The organism is Pseudoduganella namucuonensis, assembly GCF_900116645.1.
Lineage (GTDB): Bacteria > Pseudomonadota > Gammaproteobacteria > Burkholderiales > Burkholderiaceae_D > Rugamonas > Rugamonas namucuonensis.
Genome location: NZ_FPBO01000028.1, coordinates 1 through 20,517, shown reverse-complemented (window position 1 = coordinate 20,517; position 20,517 = coordinate 1). Strand labels below are relative to the sequence as shown.

The window sequence follows — 20,517 nt, the reverse complement described above, 5'->3', positions numbered from 1 at the left end:
ATTGCCGGCCGCTGGCGGCGTCCTTGCTGCGTGTTCGTCTCATTTGCCCGGCGCGGCGGCGCCGGCGGCCTCGGCCCCGGCGGCGCCCGCGCCGACCTCCATCTTGGCCGCCCCCTCCCGCATCACGCCCTCCTCGGTGCGCTTGTTCATGACAATGATGCTGATGCGGCGGTTGATGGGGTTGAACGGATCCATGCGGTCCAGGTGGGCGGCGGCCGCCAGGCCCACCACCCGCAGTATCTTGGTGTCCAGCATACCGCCGGCGATCAGCGCGCGGCGCGAGGCATTGGCGCGGTCCGCCGACAGCTCCCAGTTGCTGTAGCCGGCGTCGCTGAAGTACGGCGTCGAATCGGTGTGGCCCGACAGGCCGACCTTGTTCGGCACGTCGTTCAGCACCACGCCGATCTCCTGCAGGATCTCGCGCGTGTAGGGCTGCAGGTTGGCGCTGGCCAGCGCGAACATGGGCCGGTTCTGCTCGTCGACGATCTGGATCCGCAAGCCCTCGCTGGTGAAGTCCAGCAGCAGCTGCTTCTTGTACTTCTTCAGCAGCGGATTGCTCTCGATCTTGGCCTCGATCTTCTCCTTCAGCGCCTGCAGCCGCTGCATCTCCTGGCGCTCCAGCTCCTGCTTGGCGGCCGTCAGGTTGAAGGTGCGCTGCTTGGACGCGGGATCGTCGGCCAGCTTGACCTGGCCCTCCTTGCGCGTCAGGTCCTTGCCGCCGCCGGGGATCACGGACGAGCTGTCGCCGCTGCCCGAGCCGCCCTGCATGGCCACCTTGAGCGGCGTCTTGAAGTATTCCGAGATGCCGTTCAAGTCGCCCTTGGTGGTCGAGCCGAGCAGCCACATCAGCAGGAAGAACGCCATCATCGCGGTCACGAAGTCGGCGTACGCGATCTTCCAGGCGCCGCCATGGTGCGCATGGCCGCCCTTCTTGATGCGCTTGACGATGATAGGCCGCATTCCCTCGTCAGCCATACCGGTTCCTTGTTGTTTCCATCATTTCAAATGATACGTGAGGCGGGCGCTTACTTGGTCTTGGACTTCTTGATGTGATCCTCTAACTCGGCGAACGACGGGCGTTCGGTCGAGTACAGCACCTTGCGGCCGAATTCCACGGCCAGGGCCGGCGCGTAGCCATTCAGGCTGGCCAGCAGCGTCACCTTCACGCATTGGAACATCTTGGTCTCCTCCTCCAGCTTCTGCTCGTGCAGCGTGGCCAGCGGACCGACGAAGCCGTACGCCAGCAGGATGCCGAGGAAGGTGCCGACCAGCGCCTTGGCGATCAGCAGGCCCAGCTCGGACGGCGGGATGCCCACCGACTCCATGGTGTGCACCACGCCCATCACGCAGGCCACGATGCCGAACGCCGGCATGCCGTCGCCCAGCTTGGCGATGGCGCCGGCCGGCACCATGCCCTCGTGGTGGTGGGTCTCGATCTCGTTGTCCATCAGGTTCTCGATCTGGAACGCGTCCATGTTCCCGGACACCATCAGGCGCAGGTAATCGCTCATGAACTCGACGATGTGATGGTCCTCCATCACGGCCGGATACTTGCTGAACAGCGGGCTCTCGTGCGGGGCGTCGATGTCGCCCTCGATCGACATCAGGCCCTCCTTGCGCACCTTGGACAGCACGTCGAACAGCAGCGACATCAGCTCCATGTACAGCTCTTTGGTGTAGCGCGAACCGCGGAACAGCTTGGGAATGGCGGCGATGGTCGCCTTGATGGCCTTGCTGTTATTGCCCACAAAAAAGGCGCCTATCGCGGCGCCGCCGATCTGCAACAATTCAACGGGTTGGAACAGTGCCGCCAGGTGTCCGCCGGCGATGACGAAGCCGCCGAACACGCAACCCAGCACCACGATATATCCGAGTATGACTAACAAGAGTTCCAGCTCCGTAGAGAGTAAGGGTGGGTAAATTTACACGTAGAACTACAATAGCGTGAGACGGCCCCTGCGGGCAAGCAAAAGACGCTTAAAAGCGCCATACATAGAGTGAAGGTGCATGCTCTGTGGTAACTATGGTCTTGACGGGCGGGCAAGCGGCGATCTCGAACTCGTAACTGACGAGCAGCGAGCCGGGCCGCATTTCGGCCGAGGCCTTGGCCCACAGGCCCGGCATGGCGGCCGGCGACAGGTAGGCGAACACCAGGTCGTAATCGCCGAAATCGAGCGACTCGTAATCGCCCCGCACGAAGCGCGCGCCGCCGCCGGACAGCGCCGCGCGCGCGCGCGAATACAGCCAGGGCAGCGGCGCCAGCTCGATGCCGGTGACGTCGCAATCGGGCCGCGCGCGCGCCAGGTGCAGCACCATGCCGCCCATGCCGCTGCCCACGTCCACCACGCGCGGGCGGCGCCCCTCGCGCGGCGGCGGCAGCTCGCGCGCCACGGCCTCCCACACGGCGGGATTGGACGGGTACAGCGGCACCTGGGTGCGGTAGGTGGACCAGTACAGCCCCACCAGCAGCAGGAACACCAGCAGGTACAGCACCGGCGGCAGCGCCAGCATGCCGGCGGCCAGCACGGCGGCCGGGAACAGCAGCTGGATCAGCCGCCACCAGGGCGCCAGGCCGAGCTTGAAGGTGAACAGCGCGGCCAGCATGCCCTGCACCACGGCCACCAGCCCGAGGCTGACCGGCACGCGCAGCGTGGCTAGCAGATAGATAGTGAACAGCGTGGCGGGATAGGCGGCGCATTGCAGCAGCAAGGCTTGCACGGCCGGAATGCGCAAAAGCCGGCGCGGGTTCATGCCCCGCCCCGGCCTGGGGAGTACGCGGAACGGAGGAAAATCACGCGGCCTGGATGTCGGCTTCCCGCGCTTTCTTGGTCTTGCCGGCGCGCGAGGGCATGTGGCACAGGCCGCAGACGTAGCCGCCGTGCAGGTCCATGGTGTTGACCACGAATTTGCCCTGGCATTTGGCGCAGGGGGCGAGCTTGAGCATGTCGCTGTTGAAGAAGCGCACCAGGGTCCAGGCGCGGGTCAGCGACAGCAGCGGCTCCTCGCCCGGCTCCGGCGGCATTTGTTCGAGGTACAGCTGGTAGGCCTTCATCACGGCGTGAATGCCGGTGGCGCCGGCGTGCAGCACCAGGAAGCTATGGATGTTCAGGAACAGCGACGAGTGGATGTTCGGCTGCCAGGTCAGGAACCAGTCGGTCGAGAACGGCAGCATGCCTTTCGGCGGCGACACACCCTTCAATTCCTTGTACAGCTTGAGCAGGCGTTCGCGCGACAGCGACACTTCCGATTCCAGCAACTGCAAGCGGGCGCCCAGGTTGATCAGCTCGATGGCCAGCTGGATCTCCTGCGCTTCGGTCACGACACTCTTCTTGCTCATGGTGCACTCCTGGAAAGGACGGCTGGCTGTTTAAGCGATTTCTTCGGCGGGCTGGCCGGCCATCAGGATGGCGGCGTGCGACTGGGCCAGCGTGCGGTCCTTGCTGTAGTTGGTCAGCATGCCGAGGATGGCGCCGTCGTCGAAGCGGAAGCGGGCCAGCATCATGTTGCCGCCGGCGAGCTTCAGGATTTGCGCGTTGCTCATGCCTTCGATCAGTTCGGCGATGTCGGCGGAGATACCCAGGCGGAAGATTGCCGTGACCTTGTCCGCGCGGATCATCTGCTGAGCCAGCATCAAATAGCTCAGGTTTGCGTCGCGAATTTCGGCCATCATGTCGTTAGCAGTCATTTCCATCTCCTCGTTGAACTCGTTAGACACGCATTTGCGTTTCCGTTGAGATACATTCTGCTGGAGCAAGCTCAGCGCGAGAAGTGGAGACTGGCGGTATTTTTCGTCCGGGAATGGCGGACACGCCCTGTCAGCGTTTGTCTGACAAACGCAGGGCGCTAGAGCGGAACGCCAGTGTTGGCGCGGGTTTCGAGGTAACTACTCTCAAGCAAGTTTCCTGTTCTAAACGTCAAAAAAGAAGGGTATTGCTGACTCTTTTTTGCGACATCTAAACCTGTAACGGCGGGTTTTTCAGGAACTTTAGGGTTCTGAGGAAAAAATTTGAAAAAATTTCGAACTTTTTTCCATCAATCCGGGACGCTTTTCGGCGTATCTTGAAAAGGGTAACGGCGGGGTTTTGGGGAACTTTAGGGTTTTTTTGAATTTTTTTTGAAAAACCTCAAAATTGTTTCCGCCGCCCTGTCCGGGGCGCAAAGTTGCTACACTTCGGCTTCCCATATAGATGAAGCTTAAAGCATCCAGCCATGACTACCCGTAATGACTGCCTGACACGCGACGCGCAAGATCCGCTCGCCCCCTTGCGCGACCAGTTCGATCTGCCCACCGGCGTGATCTACCTGGACGGCAACTCCCTCGGCGCCCGGCCCAAGGCCTCGCTGGCGCGCGCCCAGCACGTGATCGCCCATGAATGGGGCAAGGACCTGATCCGCAGCTGGAACGCCGCCGGCTGGTTCGACATGCCCAAGCGCCTGGGCAACCGCCTGGCGCCGCTGATCGGTGCGGCGGACGGCGAAGTCGTCGTCACCGACTCCACCTCGCTGAACCTGTTCAAGGCCCTGGCCGCCGCCATCCACCTGCAGGCCGGCCACCCGGAACGGGCCGCGCGGCGCGTGATCGTGACGGAGCGTAGCAATTTCCCCACTGATATATATATGGCGCAAGGCCTGTCCAGCTGGCTGGACCGCGGCTACAGCGTGCGGCTGGTCGACAGCGTGGACGAGATCGCCACCGCCGTGGACGCCGACACGGCCGTGCTGATGCTCACCCACGTCAACTACCGCACCGGCCACCAGCACGACATGGCCGCCTTGAGCGCCCTCGCCCGCCAGCGCGGCGCGCTGGCGCTGTGGGACCTGGCCCACTCGGCCGGCGCGGTGCCGGTCGACCTGCACGGCGCCGGCGCCGACTTCGCCGTCGGCTGCACCTATAAATACCTGAACGGCGGCCCCGGCGCCCCGGCCTTCATCTGGGTGCCGAAACGCCACCAGGCCGGTTTCACGCAGCCGCTGTCCGGCTGGTGGGGCCACGCCGCGCCGTTCGCCATGGCGCCCGACTTCGCGCCCACCGAGGGCATAGGCCGCGCCCTGTGCGGCACCCAGCCCATCGCCTCGCTGGCCATGGTCGAATGCGGCCTGGAGATCTTCGAACAGACCACGATGGCGGCGGTGCGCGCCAAATCGTTGGCGCTGACCGACCTGTTCATCGAACTGGTGGAGGCGCGCTGCGGCGGCCACCCGCTGGGCCTGGCCACGCCGCGCGAGCACGCGCGGCGCGGCAGCCAGGTCAGCTTCACCCATCCGCACGGCTACGCGGTGATGGCCGCCCTGATCGCGCGCGGCGTGATCGGCGACTACCGCGAGCCCGGCATCATGCGCTTCGGCTTCACCCCGCTCTACACCAGCCACGCCGACGTGTGGGACGCGGTGGAGATCCTGAAACAAATCCTGGACGACCAGGCCTACGACACCGCCGCCGAGCGCGGCGCGGTAACCTGAGGAGCGGCCATGAGCGACGACAAAGACAGCGGCGACGCGGCCGGCGGCTGCCCGATGCACGCCCAGCCCAAGCCGGACGCCAAGGCCGCAGGGGATTGGCACGGCGCCCGGATGGACTTCAGCAAGTCGATGAGCTACGGCGACTACCTGGGCCTGGACCGCATCCTCACCGCCCAGCACCCGCGCTCGCCCGAGCACAACGAGATGCTGTTCATCGTCCAGCACCAGACCAGCGAACTGTGGATGAAGCTGATGCTGCACGAGATGCACGCCGTGTGCGCCAACATCCAGCGCGACAACCTGCCGCCCGCCTTCAAGATGCTGGCCCGCGTGGCACGCATCATGGACCAGCTGGTGCACGCCTGGGACGTGCTGGCCACGATGACGCCGCCCGAGTACACGGCGATCCGCCCCTACCTGGGCGCATCGTCCGGCTTCCAGTCCTACCAGTACCGGGAAATCGAGTTCATTCTGGGCAACAAGAACCCGAATCTGCTGAGCGTGCACGACACCACGCCGGACACCCACGCGCTGCTGGAGCGGGTGCTGCGCGCGCCGTCCCTGTACGACGAGGCCATCAAGCTGCTGGCCCGCAACGGCCTGCACATCGCCCCGGAGCGGCTGGAGCGCGACTGGTCGCAGCCGACCGTGGCGGACGAGTCCGTCAAGGAGGCCTGGCTGGCGGTCTACCGCGACCCGGCCAAATACTGGGCGCTGTACGAACTGGCAGAAAAGCTGGTGGACATGGAAACCGCGTTCCGCTTCTGGCGCTTCCGCCACGTCACCACGGTCGAGCGCATCATCGGCTTCAAGACCGGCACCGGCGGCACCGCCGGCGTCAGCTACCTGCGCAAGATGCTGGACGTGGTGCTGTTCCCGGAACTGTTCGCGCTGCGCACCGCCCTGTAAGCTTAATGCGTACTTCCGGGAAATGATGATACATTTGTATCCATGTCAAATCATCAACCCGAGGAGTGTGCATGGAATACCAAGTCCTGACCCTGGCCGGCCTGTGGAACTCAGGCCCGCAGCACTGGCAGACACAATGGGAAGTGAAGCATCCGTCGTGGAAGCGCGTGCCGCACAGCGACTACGAGACGCCGGACAGCGATAAATGGGTGGCCGAGCTGGACGCCGCCATCGCCGCCTGCGAGCGCCCGCCGGTGCTGGCCGCGCATAGCCTGTCGTGCTCGCTGGTGATGCGCTGGGCGGCGTCCGGCTCCAGGCACAGGATCGCCGGCGCCTTCCTGGTCGCCCCCAGCGACACCGAGGGCCCGTCCTACCCCAGCTGCACCACCGGCTTCCAGCCCATGCAACTGCAGGCGCTGCCCTTCCCCGCCATTGTCGTCTCCAGCAGCAACGACATCTACGTCGGCGAGGCGCGCGCGCGCCAGTTCGCCGAGGCCTGGGGCGCCCGCTTCGTCTCCATCGGCCCGGCCGGCCACATCAACGGCGACGCCGGCTACGGCCCGTGGCCCGAAGGCGAGGCCATGCTGCTGAAGTTCTGCGAGGAGTTGAACCGCTAAGCCCGTCTCTTAATGACGAGCAATGCAATATTGCAATCTTTGCATTATTTCAGGTGTATGCCTATAGTGATAGGACTCCACCCACAACAATGAAAAGGTTGCGATATGAAGACTCCGCTGAAAACGGGTTTGGCGCTATGCGCGTTGCTGCTGGGCGCGGCCGCGCACGCGGCGCCGACCACCTATGTTGCCAACCTCAACGGCCTGGCCGAATTCCCGCCCAACGAGTCGCCCGGCACGGGCGGCGCGGTCGTGGTGTTCGATCTGGAGGCCCACACGCTGAACCTGGACGTGCTGTTCAACGGGCTGGTCGGCACCACCACCGCCGCCCACATCCATTGCTGCACCGCGCTGCCGGGCCTGGAGAACGCGGGCGTGGCGACGGAGACGCCGACCTTCGGCGGTTTCCCGCTCGGGGTCAGCGGAGGCATGTATTCGCAGAGCTATGACACGACGCTGACGGACAGCTGGAATCCGGCCTTCATCGCCGCCAACGGCGGCACCACCGCCGGGGCGGAGGCCGCCTTCAACGCGGGCCTGAACAGCGGCAGGGCCTACCTGAACATCCACTCCACCGTCTGGCCCGGCGGCGAGATCCGCGGCTTCCTGCAGCCCGTGCCGGAACCCGGCCAGTGGGGCATGCTGCTGATGGGCATACCGGCCGTGCTGGCCTGGCGGCGCCGGCGGTCCTGATGGCTTAAGCACCAATGAAAAACGGGCCGCGAGGCCCGTTCGTTTTACTTCGCCGCTCCGCTCAGCAGCATTTCATTGAGCCGCTTGACGAAGGCCGCCGGATCGCTCAGCGAACCGCCCTCGGCCAGCAGCGCCTGGTCGAACAGGATGTGCGACCAGTCCGCGAACTGCGCGCTTTCCGCGTTCTCGTACTTCAGGCGCGTCACCAGCGGGTGGTTCGGGTTGATCTCCAGGATGGGCTTCGATTCCGGCGCCGACTGGCCCGCCGCCTTCAGCATGCGCAGCAGGTTGCCCGACAGCTCGTGCTCGTCCGCCACCAGGCAGGCCGGCGAATCGGTCAGGCGGAAGGTCACGCGCACTTCCTTGGCCTTGTCGGCCAGCGCGGTCTTCATCCGCTCCGTCAGTTCCTTGTACGAGGTCTCGGTTTCCTCGTGCTCCTTCTTCTCGGCCTCGTCCTCAAGCGCGCCCAGGTCCAGGCCGCCCTTGGCCACGGACACCAGTTCCTTACCTTCGAACTCGGTCAGGAAGGACAGCATCCACTCGTCCACGCGGTCCGTCATCAGGATCACTTCCACGCCCTTCTTGCGGAAGATCTCCAGGTGCGGGCTGTTCTTGGCTGCCTTGTAGGCCTCGCCGGTGACGTAGTAGATCTTGTCCTGGCCTTCCTTCATGCGCGCCACGTAGTCGGCCAGCGAGACGGTCTGCTCGTCGCCGTCGTTGTGCGTGGAGGCGAAGCGCAGCAGCTTGGCCAGGCGATCCTTGTTGACCGCGTCCTCGCCCACGCCCTCTTTCAGCACCTGGCCGAACTCGGTCCAGAAGGCGGCGTACTTGTCCTTCTTGTCCTGCTCCTCGGCGTTCGCCAGCTCCTCCAGCATGCCCAGCACGCGCTTGGTCGAGCCTTCGCGGATCACCTTCACGTCGCGCGATTCCTGCAGGATCTCACGCGACACGTTCAGCGGCAGGTCGGACGAGTCGATCACGCCCTTCACGAAGCGCAGGTAGGTCGGCATCAGCTGCTCGGCGTCGTCCATGATGAACACGCGCTTGACGTACAGCTTGATGCCGCCGCGCTTGTTGCGGTCCCACAGGTCGAACGGCGCCTTGGCCGGGATGTACAGCAGTTGCGTGTACTCGCTGCGGCCCTCGACCCGGTTGTGGGTGTAGGTCAGCGGCGCGGCGAAGTCGTGCGAGACGTGCTTGTAGAATTCCTCGTACTGTTCCGGCGTGATGTCGGACTTGCTGCGCGCCCACAGCGCGCTGGCCTGGTTGACGGTCTCGGTCTCGTCCTTCAGGACGGTTTCCTTCTTCTCCTCGTCCCATTCCTCTTTTTGCATCACGATGGGCAGGGAGATGTGGTCGGAGTACTTGCGGATGATGGATTTGATCTTCCAGCTCGACAGGAACTCGTCCTCGCCTTCGCGCAGGTGCAGGATAATGTCGGTGCCGCGCGACGGCTTGTCGATCTGCTCGACCGAGTAGTCGCCCTCGCCGGACGATTCCCAGCGCACGCCTTGCGAGCCGTCCAGGCCGGCGCGGCGGGTTTCCACGGTGATCTTGTCGGCCACGATGAAGCCGGAATAGAAGCCCACGCCGAACTGGCCGATCAGGGCCGCGTCGGCCTGCTGGTCGCCGGACAGTTTGCCGAAGAACTCCTTGGTGCCGGACTTGGCGATCGTGCCCAGGTGCGAAATGGCTTCCTCGCGGCTCATGCCGATGCCGTTGTCCGAGATGGTGATGGTGCGGGCCGCCTTGTCGAAGCCGACCTTGATCTTCAGCTCGTGATCGTTACCGTACAGGGCGTCGTTGTTGATCGCCTCGAAGCGCAGCTTGTCGGACGCGTCGGAGGCGTTCGAAATCAATTCGCGCAGGAAGATTTCCTTGTTCGAGTACAAGGAGTGGATCATCAGTTGCAGCAGTTGCTTTACTTCTGCCTGAAAGCCCAGGGTTTGCTTTTCGGTGGTGTCGGCCATTTTTACCTCAATAGTCTTGTCAATAATCACGGTGGGTGCTGCTCGAGTCACCGGCAGATGAGGATGATCAAGTCTATTTCAAGAGCTTTCAGGCAACAAACTTCCGCGGCGCCCGCCGCCTCGCGTAGACACCCGCCACGCCCAGGCCGCCCAGCAGCATGCCCCACGTGGCCGGCTCCGGCACCGGCGTCAGGATCGCGCCCACGCACGCGCCGGCGGCGTTGCAGGCCGTGCCGGCGATCTGGCCCAGGTCGTTGATGCCGCGCGCGTCGCGGATGTGCCATCCGGCGGCCGGGGAGATCAACTGGTCGAGCAGCGTCATTTCGCCGCCGGCGTAGACGAAGCCGCCCGCGCCGCTGTAGCCCACCACCTGCCCGGCCTGGTTGATGTCGTAGGCGATGCTGACGCCGCCGTCCGGGGAGCCCAGGTCCGTCATCACGCCGTTGACGTACAGGAAGGCGTGCGAGGTGGCGTTGTTCAGCGTGTTGCTGAAACCGACCGCCGCGCCGGCGTCGTTGATGGCGTAGGCGGCGCTGCCGCTGCCGCCCAGGGTGCCCATGTCCACCATGGCCGCGCCGTCGTGGATGAAGGCGTGCGAGAACCAGCCGCCGGGCAGTTCGCTCTGGCCCACCACCACGCCGGACCGGTTGACGTCCTCGGCGTAGCTGTTGCCGCCCAGCGTGCCCAGGTCGGTCGCGACGCCATTGTCGTAGGCCACGGCGTGGTATTCATAGACGTCCCATTCGGGCTTGTGGACGGCCTGTGAGGCGCCCACCGCACGGCCGCTTTCGCTCACGGCGTTGAGCCACGAATAGCGCCCCTGCAGCAGCGGCGGCAGCGTGCCGAACACGCCGCCGGCCGCGTCGTAGGTGGCCGCCGTGGTGCGGTTGCTGGCCAGGTCGCCGCCCAGGCCCGCCACCACGCCCTGGTCGTTGACCCGCCTGGCGCGCTTGAGCGCCGGCGCGTCGAACCAGGTGGTGGTGGCGTCGGCCAGGCGCAGGAAGGCGCGGTCCGCGCCGGGATCGGACATCCAGGCCGCGCCGACCACGTCGCCCCGGTTGTTGATGTCGCGCAGCTCGACGGTGTTGGCGCCGTCGGCCACCAGCGTCAGGCTATAGGAGCTCGCCGCGGAGCTTAAAGCGGGGGCGGCCAGCATGCACGGCAGCGCGACGGCGCGCAGACCGGCCTTCAACATGGCATACGGGAACATGGACAGCCTCTTCGATGGAGCCAGGGAGCGGCAATTCTAGTACGCCCGCATGCGCACGCATTATTTTTTAAACTATATTTTTATTTCACAAAGATTGTGAAATTTGGTGAGCCGCGCTGGCCCCGCCGTCCGGTAGACTGGCGTGCCGGCCGGCGGCGCTTTCGACCCGGTTCCGCCCGTTCCTCTTGGCCGCGTAGAGGGCCGCGTCGGCGCGGCGCAGCAGGCAGTCGAAGTCGGCGTCGCCCTCCTCCAGCACCGCCACGCCGATCGACACGGTGAGCGGAAGTGTTAAATCCCCCGCGACGAAGGGCTGCGCCGCCACCGCCAGCCGCAGGCGTTCGCCGGCGGCGTGCGCGCTGGCCCGGTCCACGTCCTCGAACAGCACCACGAACTCCTCCCCGCCCTGGCGCGCCGGCAGCTCCGCCTCGCGGCAAGCCACCTGCAGCTGCGCGGCCACGTGTTTCAGCGCCACGTCGCCGATGTCGTGGCCGTGGCGGTCGTTGATGGATTTGAAGTGGTCGATGTCGATCACCGCCAGGCCGAAGCCGTCGCCCTTGGCGCGCGCGGCGGCGTGGCGCCTGGCGCCGGCGTCCGCCAGGGTGCGGCGGTTGGCCAGCCCGGTCAGGTAATCGGTGGAGGCGGCGCGCTCCCATTGGCGCCGGATGCGCTCGGAGATCATCAGCAGGAAGGCCGTGGTGCCGATCACCGGCACCACGGCGACGACGATGGGGGTGGCGAAGTTGATCCAGTTGCTGGTGTCGGTGACGCTGTAGGCCGGGCCGATGTCCAGCGTGGCGAAGTACAGCACGCGCGCCAGCACGAACGCGATGACGGCGATGAAGATGCCCGTCATCACCAGGCGGCTGACCGCGCGGTCGCGCCGCTTCTGCCCCAGCAGGTTGCGCACGCAGCCCAGCATCATCACCACCCACGCGGTGGACACGATGAGGATGCGCGGCACCGTGTTGGCCTCCATGGCCGTGAACCAGAACACGCCGAAGGTGGCGGCGCCGGCCGGCAGCAGCAGCCACCAGCTGTCCGGCACGCCGTAGAACTGGCGCAGCGCGCGCCAGTAGCCGGTGAAGCCGAACATCACCAGGCCGTTGGCCAGCGGCAGGATGAAGCCTTTCGGCAGTTCGTCCTGCACCATGAACATCAGGCAGCCGCAGGCGTGCAGCAGGGTGGCGATGCGCCAGCTCACCGCGCTCGGACGCAGCGTGTGCGGCAAGTCGCGGTGCATCAGGCCCAGCACGCCGCCGTTGGCCAGCATCATCAAGGCGCCGATCAGAAAGACTGTTTTGGGTTCCATGCTGGGCTGACCGGTAATCGCGACTGTTGACTGAGTGTTATTGCGCCCGCATTTTACACTTTCAGTTCCCGTTCGAGGAAGCGCCATACCGCCGGGTCCTGCATCGAGGCGATATTGAGCCGCATGTGGCGCGACGGCAGTTGGCTGGGCGAGAACAGGCTGCCGGGCGCCAGCAGCAGGTTCTCCGCCATGGCGTGCTCGGTCAGCACGTTGGTGTCGCGGCCGGCGTCGGCCCAGACGAACATGCCGGCGGCCGGCGCCACCTCGATCTTCAGGCCCACGCGCTCCATCTGGCGGATGGTGCGCCCGCGCAGCCCGTCGAGCCGCGCGTGGATGCGGTCCACGTGCTTGCGGTACAAGCCCTCGGACAGGATCTTGTAGACCACGCGCTCGCCGATGTCGCTGGTGGACAGGGTCGCGAGCATCTTGCGGTCAGTCAGCCGTGTGGCCCGCTCCGGAGAGGCTGCGATGTAGCCCACCCGCAGGTTGGCGGCCATGGTCTTGGAAAAGCCGCCCAGGTAGATCACGTGGTTCAACTGGTCCAGCGCGGCCAGGCGCGTGGCCGGCTGCACCGAGCTGCCGGGATGCAAGTCGCAATAGATGTCGTCCTCCACCACGATGAAGCCGTGCTCCTCGGCCAGGCGCAGCACCTGGAAGGCCTTGGCGCCGGACAGCGACGTCGAGCTGGGGTTGTGCAGCACCGAGTTGATCACGTACAGCTTGGGCTTGTGCAGCGCGGCCAGTTGCGCCAACTGGGCGATGTCCGGCCCGTCGGCCAGGCGCGGTATGCCCACCACGTTGGCGCCCATGGCGGTGAAGGCGCCGAACATCAGGAACCAGGCGGGGTCGTCGACGAAGATGGTGTCGCCGGGGCGGGTGAATTCGCGCGCCACCAGGTCCAGCGCCTGCGTGACGCCGACCGTGGTGACGATCTGCTCCGGCGCCGCGCCGATTTCCAGTTCGGCCAGTTTGCGTTCCAGCTGCTGGCGCAGCGGCAGGAAGCCCTGCGGCGCGCCGTAGCTGACCAGCGTGGCGGGCGCCTGGCGGCTGATGGCGCGCAGCGCGTTGGCGATGCTGGCGCCGTCCAGCCAGTCGCTAGGCAGCACGCCGGTGCCCGGCACCTGCTGGTGCGGCACCTGGCGGAAGATGTTACGCACCAGCCAGACCACGTCCAGCGGCCGGGCGTCCGCGCCGCCGAGCAAGGACCCGTCGCCGGCCCGCGCGGACGCCGCCGCGCCGGCCTGCGCGCGCACGCTGGCGTTCATAGGCGCGCGTTCGCGCACGAAGAAGCCGGCGCCGCGGCGCGACTCCAGGTAGCCCTGCGCCACCAGCTTGTCGTAGCTGGCCACCACGGTGAAGGCGGACACGCCATGGGTGCCGGCGAACTGGCGTATCGAGGGCATGCGCGCGCCGCTGCGCAGCAGCTTGTCGTCGATGCGGGCGGCGACCGAGCGCACGATCTGGTCGATCAGCGACTCGCCCGACTCGCGCGACAACTGCGCCAGCAGCGGCGCGGCGCGCGGCCGCGCCGGGCGTACGGGTTCGGAATTCGGCGTTGTGTTGGTCATATCACCGTCACAGTATGAGAAGTTATATGTTGAAGTGTATTGGCACTGTATTGGGCTTCTCCGCTAGCATACAGCCAACGCCATTTCACCGAAAGCCCCCCATGTCCGCTCCGCCCAACGCCATCGCGCCCGCCACCGGCCGCCTGTCCGACGAAACCGCGGGCATGCTGCTGGGCCTGGCCGGGGTCGCCGTCTTCAGCCTGACGCTGCCCTTCACCCGCATGGCGGTGGGCGGCTTCGACGCGTCCTTCGTGGCGCTGGGCCGCGCGCTGGTGGCGGCCGCGCTGGCGGGTGCCTGGCTGTACTGGAAGCGCGTGCCGCCGCCACCCCGCTCCGCCCTGCCCCAGCTGGCCGTGGTGGCGCTGGGCTGCGTGATCGGCTTCCCGTGGCTGACCTCCATCGCCATGCGCAGCCTGCCCGCCTCGCACGGCGCGGTGCTGGTGGGCATCCTGCCGCTGGCCACCGCCATGTTCTCGGCGCTGCGCGGCCACGAAAAACCGTCGCTGGGATTCTGGGTGATGGCCCTGCTCGGCTCGGCCCTGGTGGCGGGCTTCGCGCTGCGCCAGAGCGGCGGCGCCTTCCACCAGGCCGACCTGGCCGTGTTCGCCGCCGTGCTGCTGGCGGCCGTGGGCTACGCGGAGGGCGGCCAGCTGTCGCGCACCCTGGGCGGCGAGCAGGTGATCAGCTGGGCGCTGGTGCTGTCGGCGCCGGTGCTGCTGCCGCTGGTGCTGTGGCTGTGCCGGGACGACGCGCCGGCCATGCTGAACGCAGGGGCGCGCGCCTGGGCCGGCTTCGCCTACGTGTCCGTGTTCTCGATGTTCATCGGTTTCTTCTTCTGGTATCGCGGCATGGCGCTGGGCGGCGTGGCGCGCGTGGGCCAGGTGCAGCTGCTGCAGCCCTTCCTCACGCTGCTGGGCGCGGCCGCGATTCTGGGCGAAAGCCTGGAGCCGAGCAATATTCTGTTCGCTTTGGCCGTTATTTCCGTAGTTGCTACGGGCCGCCGGATGCGGATCAAGAGCTAGAACGACGTACAATATCGGCTTCCCGCTGAACTCTTTCATAACCAATTGGAACATCCCATGTCCGTATACGAAAAACTGAAATCGCTCGACATCACCCTGGCCGCGCCGGCCGCGCCGGTCGCCGCCTACGTCATGCACGTACAGACCGGCAACCTGGTATTCATCTCCGGCCACATCGCGAAGAAGCCGGACGGTTCGATCTGGGCGGGCCAGTTGGGCAAGAACATTTCCACCGACGAGGGCAAGCAGGCCGCGCGCGGCGTGGCCGTGGCCCTGATCGGCACGCTGCAGGAAGCCTGCGGCGGCGACCTGAACCGCGTGAAGCGCATCGTCAAGCTGACCAGCCTGGTGAACTCCACCGCCGATTTCACCGACCACCACCTGGTGACCAACGGCGCCTCCGAGCTGCTGGGCGACGTGTTCGGCGACGCCGGCAAGCACGCCCGCGCCGCCTTCGGCGTGGCGCAGATTCCGCTGGGCGCCTGCGTCGAGATCGACCTGGTGGTCGAAGTGGCCTAAGCAATGAAGCACGGGCGGCGCCTATCCGGCGCCGCCCTTCCGCGGCCGCCACAAGCGCGCCTGTTCCGTAGCATCCTACCGAGAGTCCAGTATGAAAATCGAAAATCCAAACCCGTTCCAGTGGCACTTCGCCGAGCGCGCCAGCCAGATGCAAAGCTCCTTCATCCGCGAGATCCTGAAGGTGACCCAGCAGCCTGAAATCATTTCCTTCGCGGGCGGCCTGCCGTCGCCGGCCACCTTTCCGGTGGAGATCATGAAGGAGGCGTTCGACAAGGTCTTGTCCGATTCCGGCAAGGTCGCCCTGCAATACGGCCCGACCGACGGCTACCTGCCGCTGCGTCAGTGGATCGCCGATTCCCTCTCGACCGGCGGCGCGAAGATCGTGCCGGAACAGGTGCTGATGGTGTCCGGCTCGCAGCAGGCGCTGGACCTGCTGGGCAAGGTGCTGATCGACGAGGGCAGCAAGGTGCTGGTGGAAACGCCGTCCTACCTGGGCGCGCTGCAGGCCTTCTCCGTGTACCGTCCGAATTTCGTGTCCGTCGACACCGACGACGACGGCCTGGTGCCGTCGTCGCTGCACGACGTGGCCGCCGGCGCGCGCCTGCTGTACGCGCTGCCCAACTTCCAGAACCCCACCGGCCGCACCCTGTCGGTGGCGCGCCGCCACGAACTGGTGGAGACCTGCGCCCGCCTGAACCTGCCGCTGATCGAGGACGACCCATACGGCGCATTGAGCTACAAGGGCGACCCGCTGCCCAAGATGGTGGCGATGAACCCGGACGGCGTGATCTACATGGGCTCCTTCTCCAAGGTGCTGACCCCGGGCATTCGCCTGGGCTACGTGGTCGCCCCGCTGGCGATGGTGCGCCGGTTGGAACTGGCCAAGCAGGCCGCCGACCTGCACACCTCGCAGCTGACGCAGATGGTGGTGCACCACGTGATCAAGGACGGCTTCCTGGAGAAGCACATCCCCACCATCCGCACGCTGTACGGCGACCAGTGCCAGGTGATGCTGGACGCGATGGCCGAGCACTTCCCGGCCGGCGTGAGCTGGACCAAGCCCGAAGGCGGCATGTTCATCTGGGTCACGCTGCCCAAGCACATCAACGCGATGGAGCTGCTGGACGAGGCCATCAAGCAAAAGGTCGCCTTCGTGCCGGGCTCGCCGTTCTACGCCAACGAGCCACAAACGAACACGCTGCGCCTGTCCTTCGTGACGGTGCCGCCGGAGCGCATCCGCGCCGGCGTCGCCATCCTGGCCAAGCTGATCGCCGACCGGATGTGATGTAACGCCCTCCCGCGTGGACGCGCCCGCGTCCACGCGACCGCCCCGCCCGAACCGTCCCGCCGCGACCGTTGCCAGGCCGCCACAGCGACCGTATTGCACCACAGCATCACTACCAACAGTATTTAAATTTCATAGCAGGAACTGCAATATTCCCCGCTTTCGCCTATTCTCGCCCGCTTCCAGCGAAAAACGTCTGATGTTTTTTTACAATTTGAATTGGCAAAGCAGTATGATTTGAACAGATAGTCACTTAGACCTATGTGAGATTCGATGATCCCAGGTGGTACAAGCTACTCCCCGCGCCGCGACGCAGCGATCCTGATTGTCGACGACGCGCCGGCCAGTCTGAGCGTGCTGCGCAAGATGATGGTCGAGCAGGGATACCATACTTATATCGCCACCTCCGGTGAACGGGCGGTGCAGATAGCCAAGCGCGTGCATCCCGACCTGATCCTGCTGGACGTGGTCATGCCCGGCATGGGCGGGCTGGAAACGTGCCGCCAGCTGAAGGCCAATCCGCTCACCCAGCGCATCCCCATCATCTTCATCAGCGCCAGGACCGAGACCGAGGACGTGGTGGCCGGCTTCGACACCGGCGCGGTGGACTACATCGGCAAGCCGCTGCGCATGGCCGAGGTGTGCGCCCGCGTGCGCGCCCAGCTGCAGATGCGCATCGACACCGAAACCCAGCAGGAGCAGGCCGACCGCCTGCGCACCATCGTCAACAGCATGGCCGAGGGCCTGCTGGTCATCGAGCCGGACGGCCGGGTGCAGTTCACCAATCCCGCCTGCGACCACTACCTCGGCTACCGCGAGGGCGAGCTGGCCGGGCGCACGCTGTTCGACCTGCTCAATCCCCTGGTGGCGCAGGAATACCTGGACTATTTCGCGCGCTACGCGGCCGATCCGGAAACGGCGCACAGCCACGGCACGCGCGAGGTCATCATCCGCCACAAGCTGGGCACCTCGGTCTGCATGGACCTGACGCTGACGCCGATGTACTCGCGCCAGCCGCTGTTCATCGGCCTGCTGCACGACATCACCCACCACAAGATGTCGGAGGACGCCCTGCAGCGCGCGGCGATGGTGGACCCGCTGACCAAGATACCGAACCGGCGCCACTTCGACACCTTCCTCGAGAAGGAATGGCAGCGCGCCATGCGCAGCGGCGCCCCGCTGTCGCTGGTGGTGCTGGACGTGGACCACTTCAAGCTCTACAACGACACGCTGGGCCACGCGGCGGGCGACATCTGCCTGCAGCAGGTGGCGCAGGCGATCAACGCGCACGCGCTGCGCGCCACCGACCTGGCGGCGCGCTACGGCGGCGAGGAATTCGTGCTGCTGTTCGCGGAAACGGACGCCGACTCCGCGCACGCGCTGGCCGAGTCGATACGCACCCACGTGGAGGCGTTGCAATTGCCGCATCCGCGCTCCATCACCTCGGCCTGGATCACGGTCAGCGTCGGCGTGGCGACGATCTATCCGCACCACATGGACAACACCGAATCGCTGTTCATCGCCGCCGACCAGGCGATGTACGAGGCCAAGGAAAACGGCCGCAACCAGGTGCGCGCCACCAAGACCTCCAACGCACCGATCGATGCGTTGACGGCGATGGCCAGCCACTAGACCCGGCTTAGAGCTTGTAGTCCGCGTCCGTGCGATCCAGCTTGCGTATCAGCGCCGGCCAAACGAACTTCCCGCCCATCCCGCCGGTCTGCACCCGCATCGCCTCCGCCACACCCTTCACGATCTCCGGATGCACCTGCGTCAGTTCCCCGCCCGCCTGCGCGGCCAGCTGGATCCGGCAGGCCGCCTCGAAGGTGTACATGGCCAGGAAGGCGTCGGCGATCGACGACCCGCACACCAGCAGCCCGTGATTGCGCAGCACCATGAAGTTCGCGGCGCCCAGGTCCGCCTGCAGGCGCGGCTTCTCCTCGGCGCGGAACGCCACGCCCTCGTATCCGTGATACGCCAGCGACGCCAGCACAAAGGTCGATTGCTGCGAAATCGGCAGCACGCCGCACTTCTGCGCGCTGACCGCGACGCCGGCCCGCGTGTGCGTGTGCAGCACGCACTGCGCGTCCTCGCGCGCCTCGTGCACGGCGCTGTGGATGACGAAGCCCGCCGGGTTCACCGGGAACGGCGAGTCGATCACCTTGTCGCAGTGCCGGTCCACCTTCACCAGCGACGACGCGGTGATCTCCTCGAACATCAAACCGTAAGGGTTGATCAGGAAGTGGTGCTCCGGCCCCGGAACGCGCGCGCTGATGTGGGTGAACACCAGGTCGCTCCAGCCGTGCCGCGCGACCAGGCGGTAGCAGGCGGCCAGGTCGACGCGCAACTGCCATTCCTCGGGGCTGACCAGATGTTGTACCGATGCGATTTCCATATGCAGTCTCCTTTGTTTGTTCAGGCTAGTATGGCCGCGGGCTGGACTGCGAACTGTCAAAGTCTTTACAATCGCGCTCATGCCCGCTCTCATGTTGAAATCCAACCCCTGGTTCACCGCCCTGCCCCAGGCCGTGCGCGAGACCATGCTGCGCGAATCGGAAATCGTCCGCCTGCGGCGCGGCGAGATGCTGTTCCGCCAGGGAGATCCGCCGGGCGGCATGTACGCGCTGGTGCGCGGCGCGCTGAAGGTGTCGTCGCTGCGCGAAGACGGGCGCGAAGCCATCCTGGTGGTCATGGAGGCGGGAACGTGGTTCGGCGAGATCTCGCTGATCGACGGCGAGCCGCGCACGCACGACGCCACCTCGGTCGGCACCTCGGAGGTGCTGGTGCTGCCGCGCCCCGTGTTCGACGCGCTGATGGAGCGCGCCGACTTCGCCCGCGCGGTGGCGTCCATGCTGGCGTCGCGCCTGCGGCTGACGTACGGCATGGTGGAGGACGCCAACCTGCGCTCGACCCGCGCCCGCGTCGCGCGCCGCCTGCTGCTGCTCGCGCGGGGCAACGCCGCGCTGGTGTCGGCGCCGCGTCCGCACCTGACGGTGTCGCAGGAGGCGCTGGCCATGATGCTGGGTATTTCGCGGCAGACGCTGTCCAAGGAGTTGAAGCTGCTGGAGCAGCAGGACATCATCCGCATCGGCTACCGTTGCATAGAAGTCATCAGCGAGGCCGGCCTGAGGGAGGCGGATTGTTAACAGATTCTGTGGACAACTATGTTAGCAAGCTCGACTATCAAGATCTAAGCCACTGATTATAAACAACAAACCTCCGCTGCCAAATTCTTGCGCAGCCGGGTGGTCCGGGCATTTGTTAACAGATTCTGTGGACAACCATGTTAACAAGCCCGCCCGGGAGACCCTAAGTCGTTGTTTCCAAACGGAATAGTTATCCTGCATAAATTCGAGGCAGGGGGAAGTTATGCACAATCACGTCGCCTCCGGGTAGCCGGTGATGTCGGCGATGTCCGCGTACATGGGTTGCAGGCGCTGGTACATCCGCAGGTAGACGCGGCGGTACAGCTGGTCGTACACCTTGCGGTTGGCGGCGATGGGCTGGAACACCCGCCCGGGCCGCGTCATGGCGCCGATGGCGGCGGCGAAATCCTTGTGCAGCCCCAGGCCGGAGGTTTGGTAGATGCGGGAGCGCGCGACAGACCGGCCGAAGAATCGCGCCTTGGACCAGTTGGCGCAGGGTGCTCTTAACCTCGGACTTCAGGCAGAAGTCAAGAGCGCGGACGCCGAAGGCGTCCTATGGTGCGTCCCCTGCCCCCACAACTGTATAAAATCACAGTATGGAACGCCTTCAAGCCTTCAAATTCGCATTGAACCCCAACGGCGAGCAGCAACGCGCCCTGCGCCGCTTCGCCGGCGCCTGCCGTTTCGTTTTCAACCAGGCGCTGGAGGTTCAACAGCAACGCCATGAGGGCGGCGAGCGGAAGCTGGGCTACGCCGAACTGTGCAGGCTGCTCACGACATGGCGCAACGGGGCGGCGACCCCATGGCTG

At 65.8% G+C, this 20,517-nt stretch carries 21 protein-coding genes; 10 read left to right on the top strand and 11 right to left on the bottom strand.

Annotated elements, in window-relative coordinates; genetic code table 11:
* Nucleotides 1-39 precede the first annotated feature (39 nt).
* The 5 genes from motB to flhD all read right to left on the bottom strand — a co-directional run bounded on the left by motB (nucleotide 40) and on the right by flhD (nucleotide 3,685).
* Nucleotides 40-975 (bottom strand): flagellar motor protein MotB, encoded by a 936-nt coding sequence (motB, locus tag BM436_RS24625; RefSeq protein ID WP_093558189.1) that lies wholly within the window; start codon nucleotides 973-975, stop codon nucleotides 40-42.
* A gap of 50 nt (nucleotides 976-1,025) precedes the next feature.
* Nucleotides 1,026-1,886: a flagellar motor stator protein MotA gene (gene motA, locus BM436_RS24620; RefSeq protein WP_093558188.1), complete on the bottom strand. Its 861-nt coding sequence runs from the start codon at nucleotides 1,884-1,886 to the stop codon at nucleotides 1,026-1,028.
* Nucleotides 1,887-1,977: 91 nt separating this feature from the next.
* Complete coding sequence (locus tag BM436_RS24615) at nucleotides 1,978-2,751, bottom strand: class I SAM-dependent methyltransferase (RefSeq protein ID WP_093558187.1); 774 nt, start codon at nucleotides 2,749-2,751, stop codon at nucleotides 1,978-1,980.
* A gap of 40 nt (nucleotides 2,752-2,791) precedes the next feature.
* Complete coding sequence (gene flhC / locus BM436_RS24610; RefSeq protein ID WP_093558186.1) at nucleotides 2,792-3,337, bottom strand: flagellar transcriptional regulator FlhC; 546 nt, start codon at nucleotides 3,335-3,337, stop codon at nucleotides 2,792-2,794.
* A gap of 30 nt (nucleotides 3,338-3,367) precedes the next feature.
* Nucleotides 3,368-3,685 carry a flagellar transcriptional regulator FlhD gene (flhD, locus tag BM436_RS24605; RefSeq protein WP_093558267.1) on the bottom strand — a complete coding sequence of 106 codons (318 nt, stop codon included), beginning with the start codon at nucleotides 3,683-3,685 and terminating at the stop codon, nucleotides 3,368-3,370.
* Between the two features lie 524 nt (nucleotides 3,686-4,209).
* Between flhD and kynU the strand changes: the two genes are divergently transcribed.
* From kynU to BM436_RS24585, 4 genes are all read left to right on the top strand, one after another.
* A complete protein-coding gene (gene kynU / locus BM436_RS24600; protein ID WP_093558185.1) occupies nucleotides 4,210-5,460 on the top strand; it encodes a kynureninase in 1,251 nt (416 codons plus the stop codon).
* 9 nt (nucleotides 5,461-5,469) lie between these two features.
* The gene (kynA, locus tag BM436_RS24595) at nucleotides 5,470-6,369 is read left to right on the top strand and encodes a tryptophan 2,3-dioxygenase (protein ID WP_093558184.1); all 900 of its coding nucleotides are present in this window, start codon (nucleotides 5,470-5,472) and stop codon (nucleotides 6,367-6,369) included.
* A gap of 71 nt (nucleotides 6,370-6,440) precedes the next feature.
* Nucleotides 6,441-6,986 carry an RBBP9/YdeN family alpha/beta hydrolase gene (locus tag BM436_RS24590; protein WP_093558183.1) on the top strand — a complete coding sequence of 182 codons (546 nt, stop codon included), beginning with the start codon at nucleotides 6,441-6,443 and terminating at the stop codon, nucleotides 6,984-6,986.
* A 105-nt stretch (nucleotides 6,987-7,091) separates the two neighbouring features.
* Nucleotides 7,092-7,679, top strand: coding sequence for a CHRD domain-containing protein (locus BM436_RS24585; protein WP_093558182.1), 588 nt, complete (start codon nucleotides 7,092-7,094; stop codon nucleotides 7,677-7,679).
* Nucleotides 7,680-7,723: 44 nt separating this feature from the next.
* Here the strand turns inward: BM436_RS24585 and htpG are convergent, their stop codons facing one another.
* The 4 genes from htpG to BM436_RS24565 all read right to left on the bottom strand — a co-directional run bounded on the left by htpG (nucleotide 7,724) and on the right by BM436_RS24565 (nucleotide 13,736).
* A complete protein-coding gene (gene htpG, locus BM436_RS24580; RefSeq protein WP_093558181.1) occupies nucleotides 7,724-9,649 on the bottom strand; it encodes a molecular chaperone HtpG in 1,926 nt (641 codons plus the stop codon).
* Nucleotides 9,650-9,737: 88 nt separating this feature from the next.
* Nucleotides 9,738-10,859: a PEPxxWA-CTERM sorting domain-containing protein gene (locus BM436_RS24575; protein ID WP_093558180.1), complete on the bottom strand. Its 1,122-nt coding sequence runs from the start codon at nucleotides 10,857-10,859 to the stop codon at nucleotides 9,738-9,740.
* A gap of 85 nt (nucleotides 10,860-10,944) precedes the next feature.
* The gene (locus BM436_RS24570) at nucleotides 10,945-12,168 is read right to left on the bottom strand and encodes a GGDEF domain-containing protein (RefSeq protein WP_093558179.1); all 1,224 of its coding nucleotides are present in this window, start codon (nucleotides 12,166-12,168) and stop codon (nucleotides 10,945-10,947) included.
* 53 nt (nucleotides 12,169-12,221) lie between these two features.
* Complete coding sequence (locus tag BM436_RS24565) at nucleotides 12,222-13,736, bottom strand: aminotransferase-like domain-containing protein (RefSeq protein ID WP_093558178.1); 1,515 nt, start codon at nucleotides 13,734-13,736, stop codon at nucleotides 12,222-12,224.
* Nucleotides 13,737-13,837: 101 nt separating this feature from the next.
* Here BM436_RS24565 and BM436_RS24560 point away from each other — a divergent pair, with 101 nt between their 5' ends.
* From BM436_RS24560 to BM436_RS24545, 4 genes are all read left to right on the top strand, one after another.
* On the top strand, nucleotides 13,838-14,758 hold the full coding sequence (locus BM436_RS24560; protein WP_229490679.1) for a DMT family transporter: 921 nt from the start codon (nucleotides 13,838-13,840) through the stop codon (nucleotides 14,756-14,758).
* Between the two features lie 57 nt (nucleotides 14,759-14,815).
* Entirely contained in the window at nucleotides 14,816-15,277 is a 462-nt protein-coding gene (locus tag BM436_RS24555; protein WP_093558177.1) for a RidA family protein, read from the top strand.
* A 91-nt stretch (nucleotides 15,278-15,368) separates the two neighbouring features.
* Nucleotides 15,369-16,562: an aminotransferase-like domain-containing protein gene (locus tag BM436_RS24550; RefSeq protein WP_093558176.1), complete on the top strand. Its 1,194-nt coding sequence runs from the start codon at nucleotides 15,369-15,371 to the stop codon at nucleotides 16,560-16,562.
* Between the two features lie 273 nt (nucleotides 16,563-16,835).
* Entirely contained in the window at nucleotides 16,836-18,194 is a 1,359-nt protein-coding gene (locus BM436_RS24545; RefSeq protein WP_093558175.1) for a diguanylate cyclase, read from the top strand.
* Nucleotides 18,195-18,201: 7 nt separating this feature from the next.
* Here the strand turns inward: BM436_RS24545 and BM436_RS24540 are convergent, their stop codons facing one another.
* On the bottom strand, nucleotides 18,202-18,957 hold the full coding sequence (locus tag BM436_RS24540; RefSeq protein ID WP_093558174.1) for a class II aldolase/adducin family protein: 756 nt from the start codon (nucleotides 18,955-18,957) through the stop codon (nucleotides 18,202-18,204).
* A 91-nt stretch (nucleotides 18,958-19,048) separates the two neighbouring features.
* On the opposite strand from BM436_RS24540, the gene BM436_RS24535 reads away from it, so the two are divergent.
* Complete coding sequence (locus tag BM436_RS24535; RefSeq protein ID WP_229490677.1) at nucleotides 19,049-19,708, top strand: Crp/Fnr family transcriptional regulator; 660 nt, start codon at nucleotides 19,049-19,051, stop codon at nucleotides 19,706-19,708.
* A gap of 231 nt (nucleotides 19,709-19,939) precedes the next feature.
* Here the strand turns inward: BM436_RS24535 and BM436_RS24530 are convergent, their stop codons facing one another.
* A complete protein-coding gene (locus tag BM436_RS24530; protein WP_229490675.1) occupies nucleotides 19,940-20,092 on the bottom strand; it encodes a hypothetical protein in 153 nt (50 codons plus the stop codon).
* 212 nt (nucleotides 20,093-20,304) lie between these two features.
* Here BM436_RS24530 and BM436_RS24525 point away from each other — a divergent pair.
* Nucleotides 20,305-20,517, top strand: a 213-nt coding sequence (locus tag BM436_RS24525; protein ID WP_177307478.1) for a helix-turn-helix domain-containing protein, incomplete at its 3' end; no start/stop codon positions are given.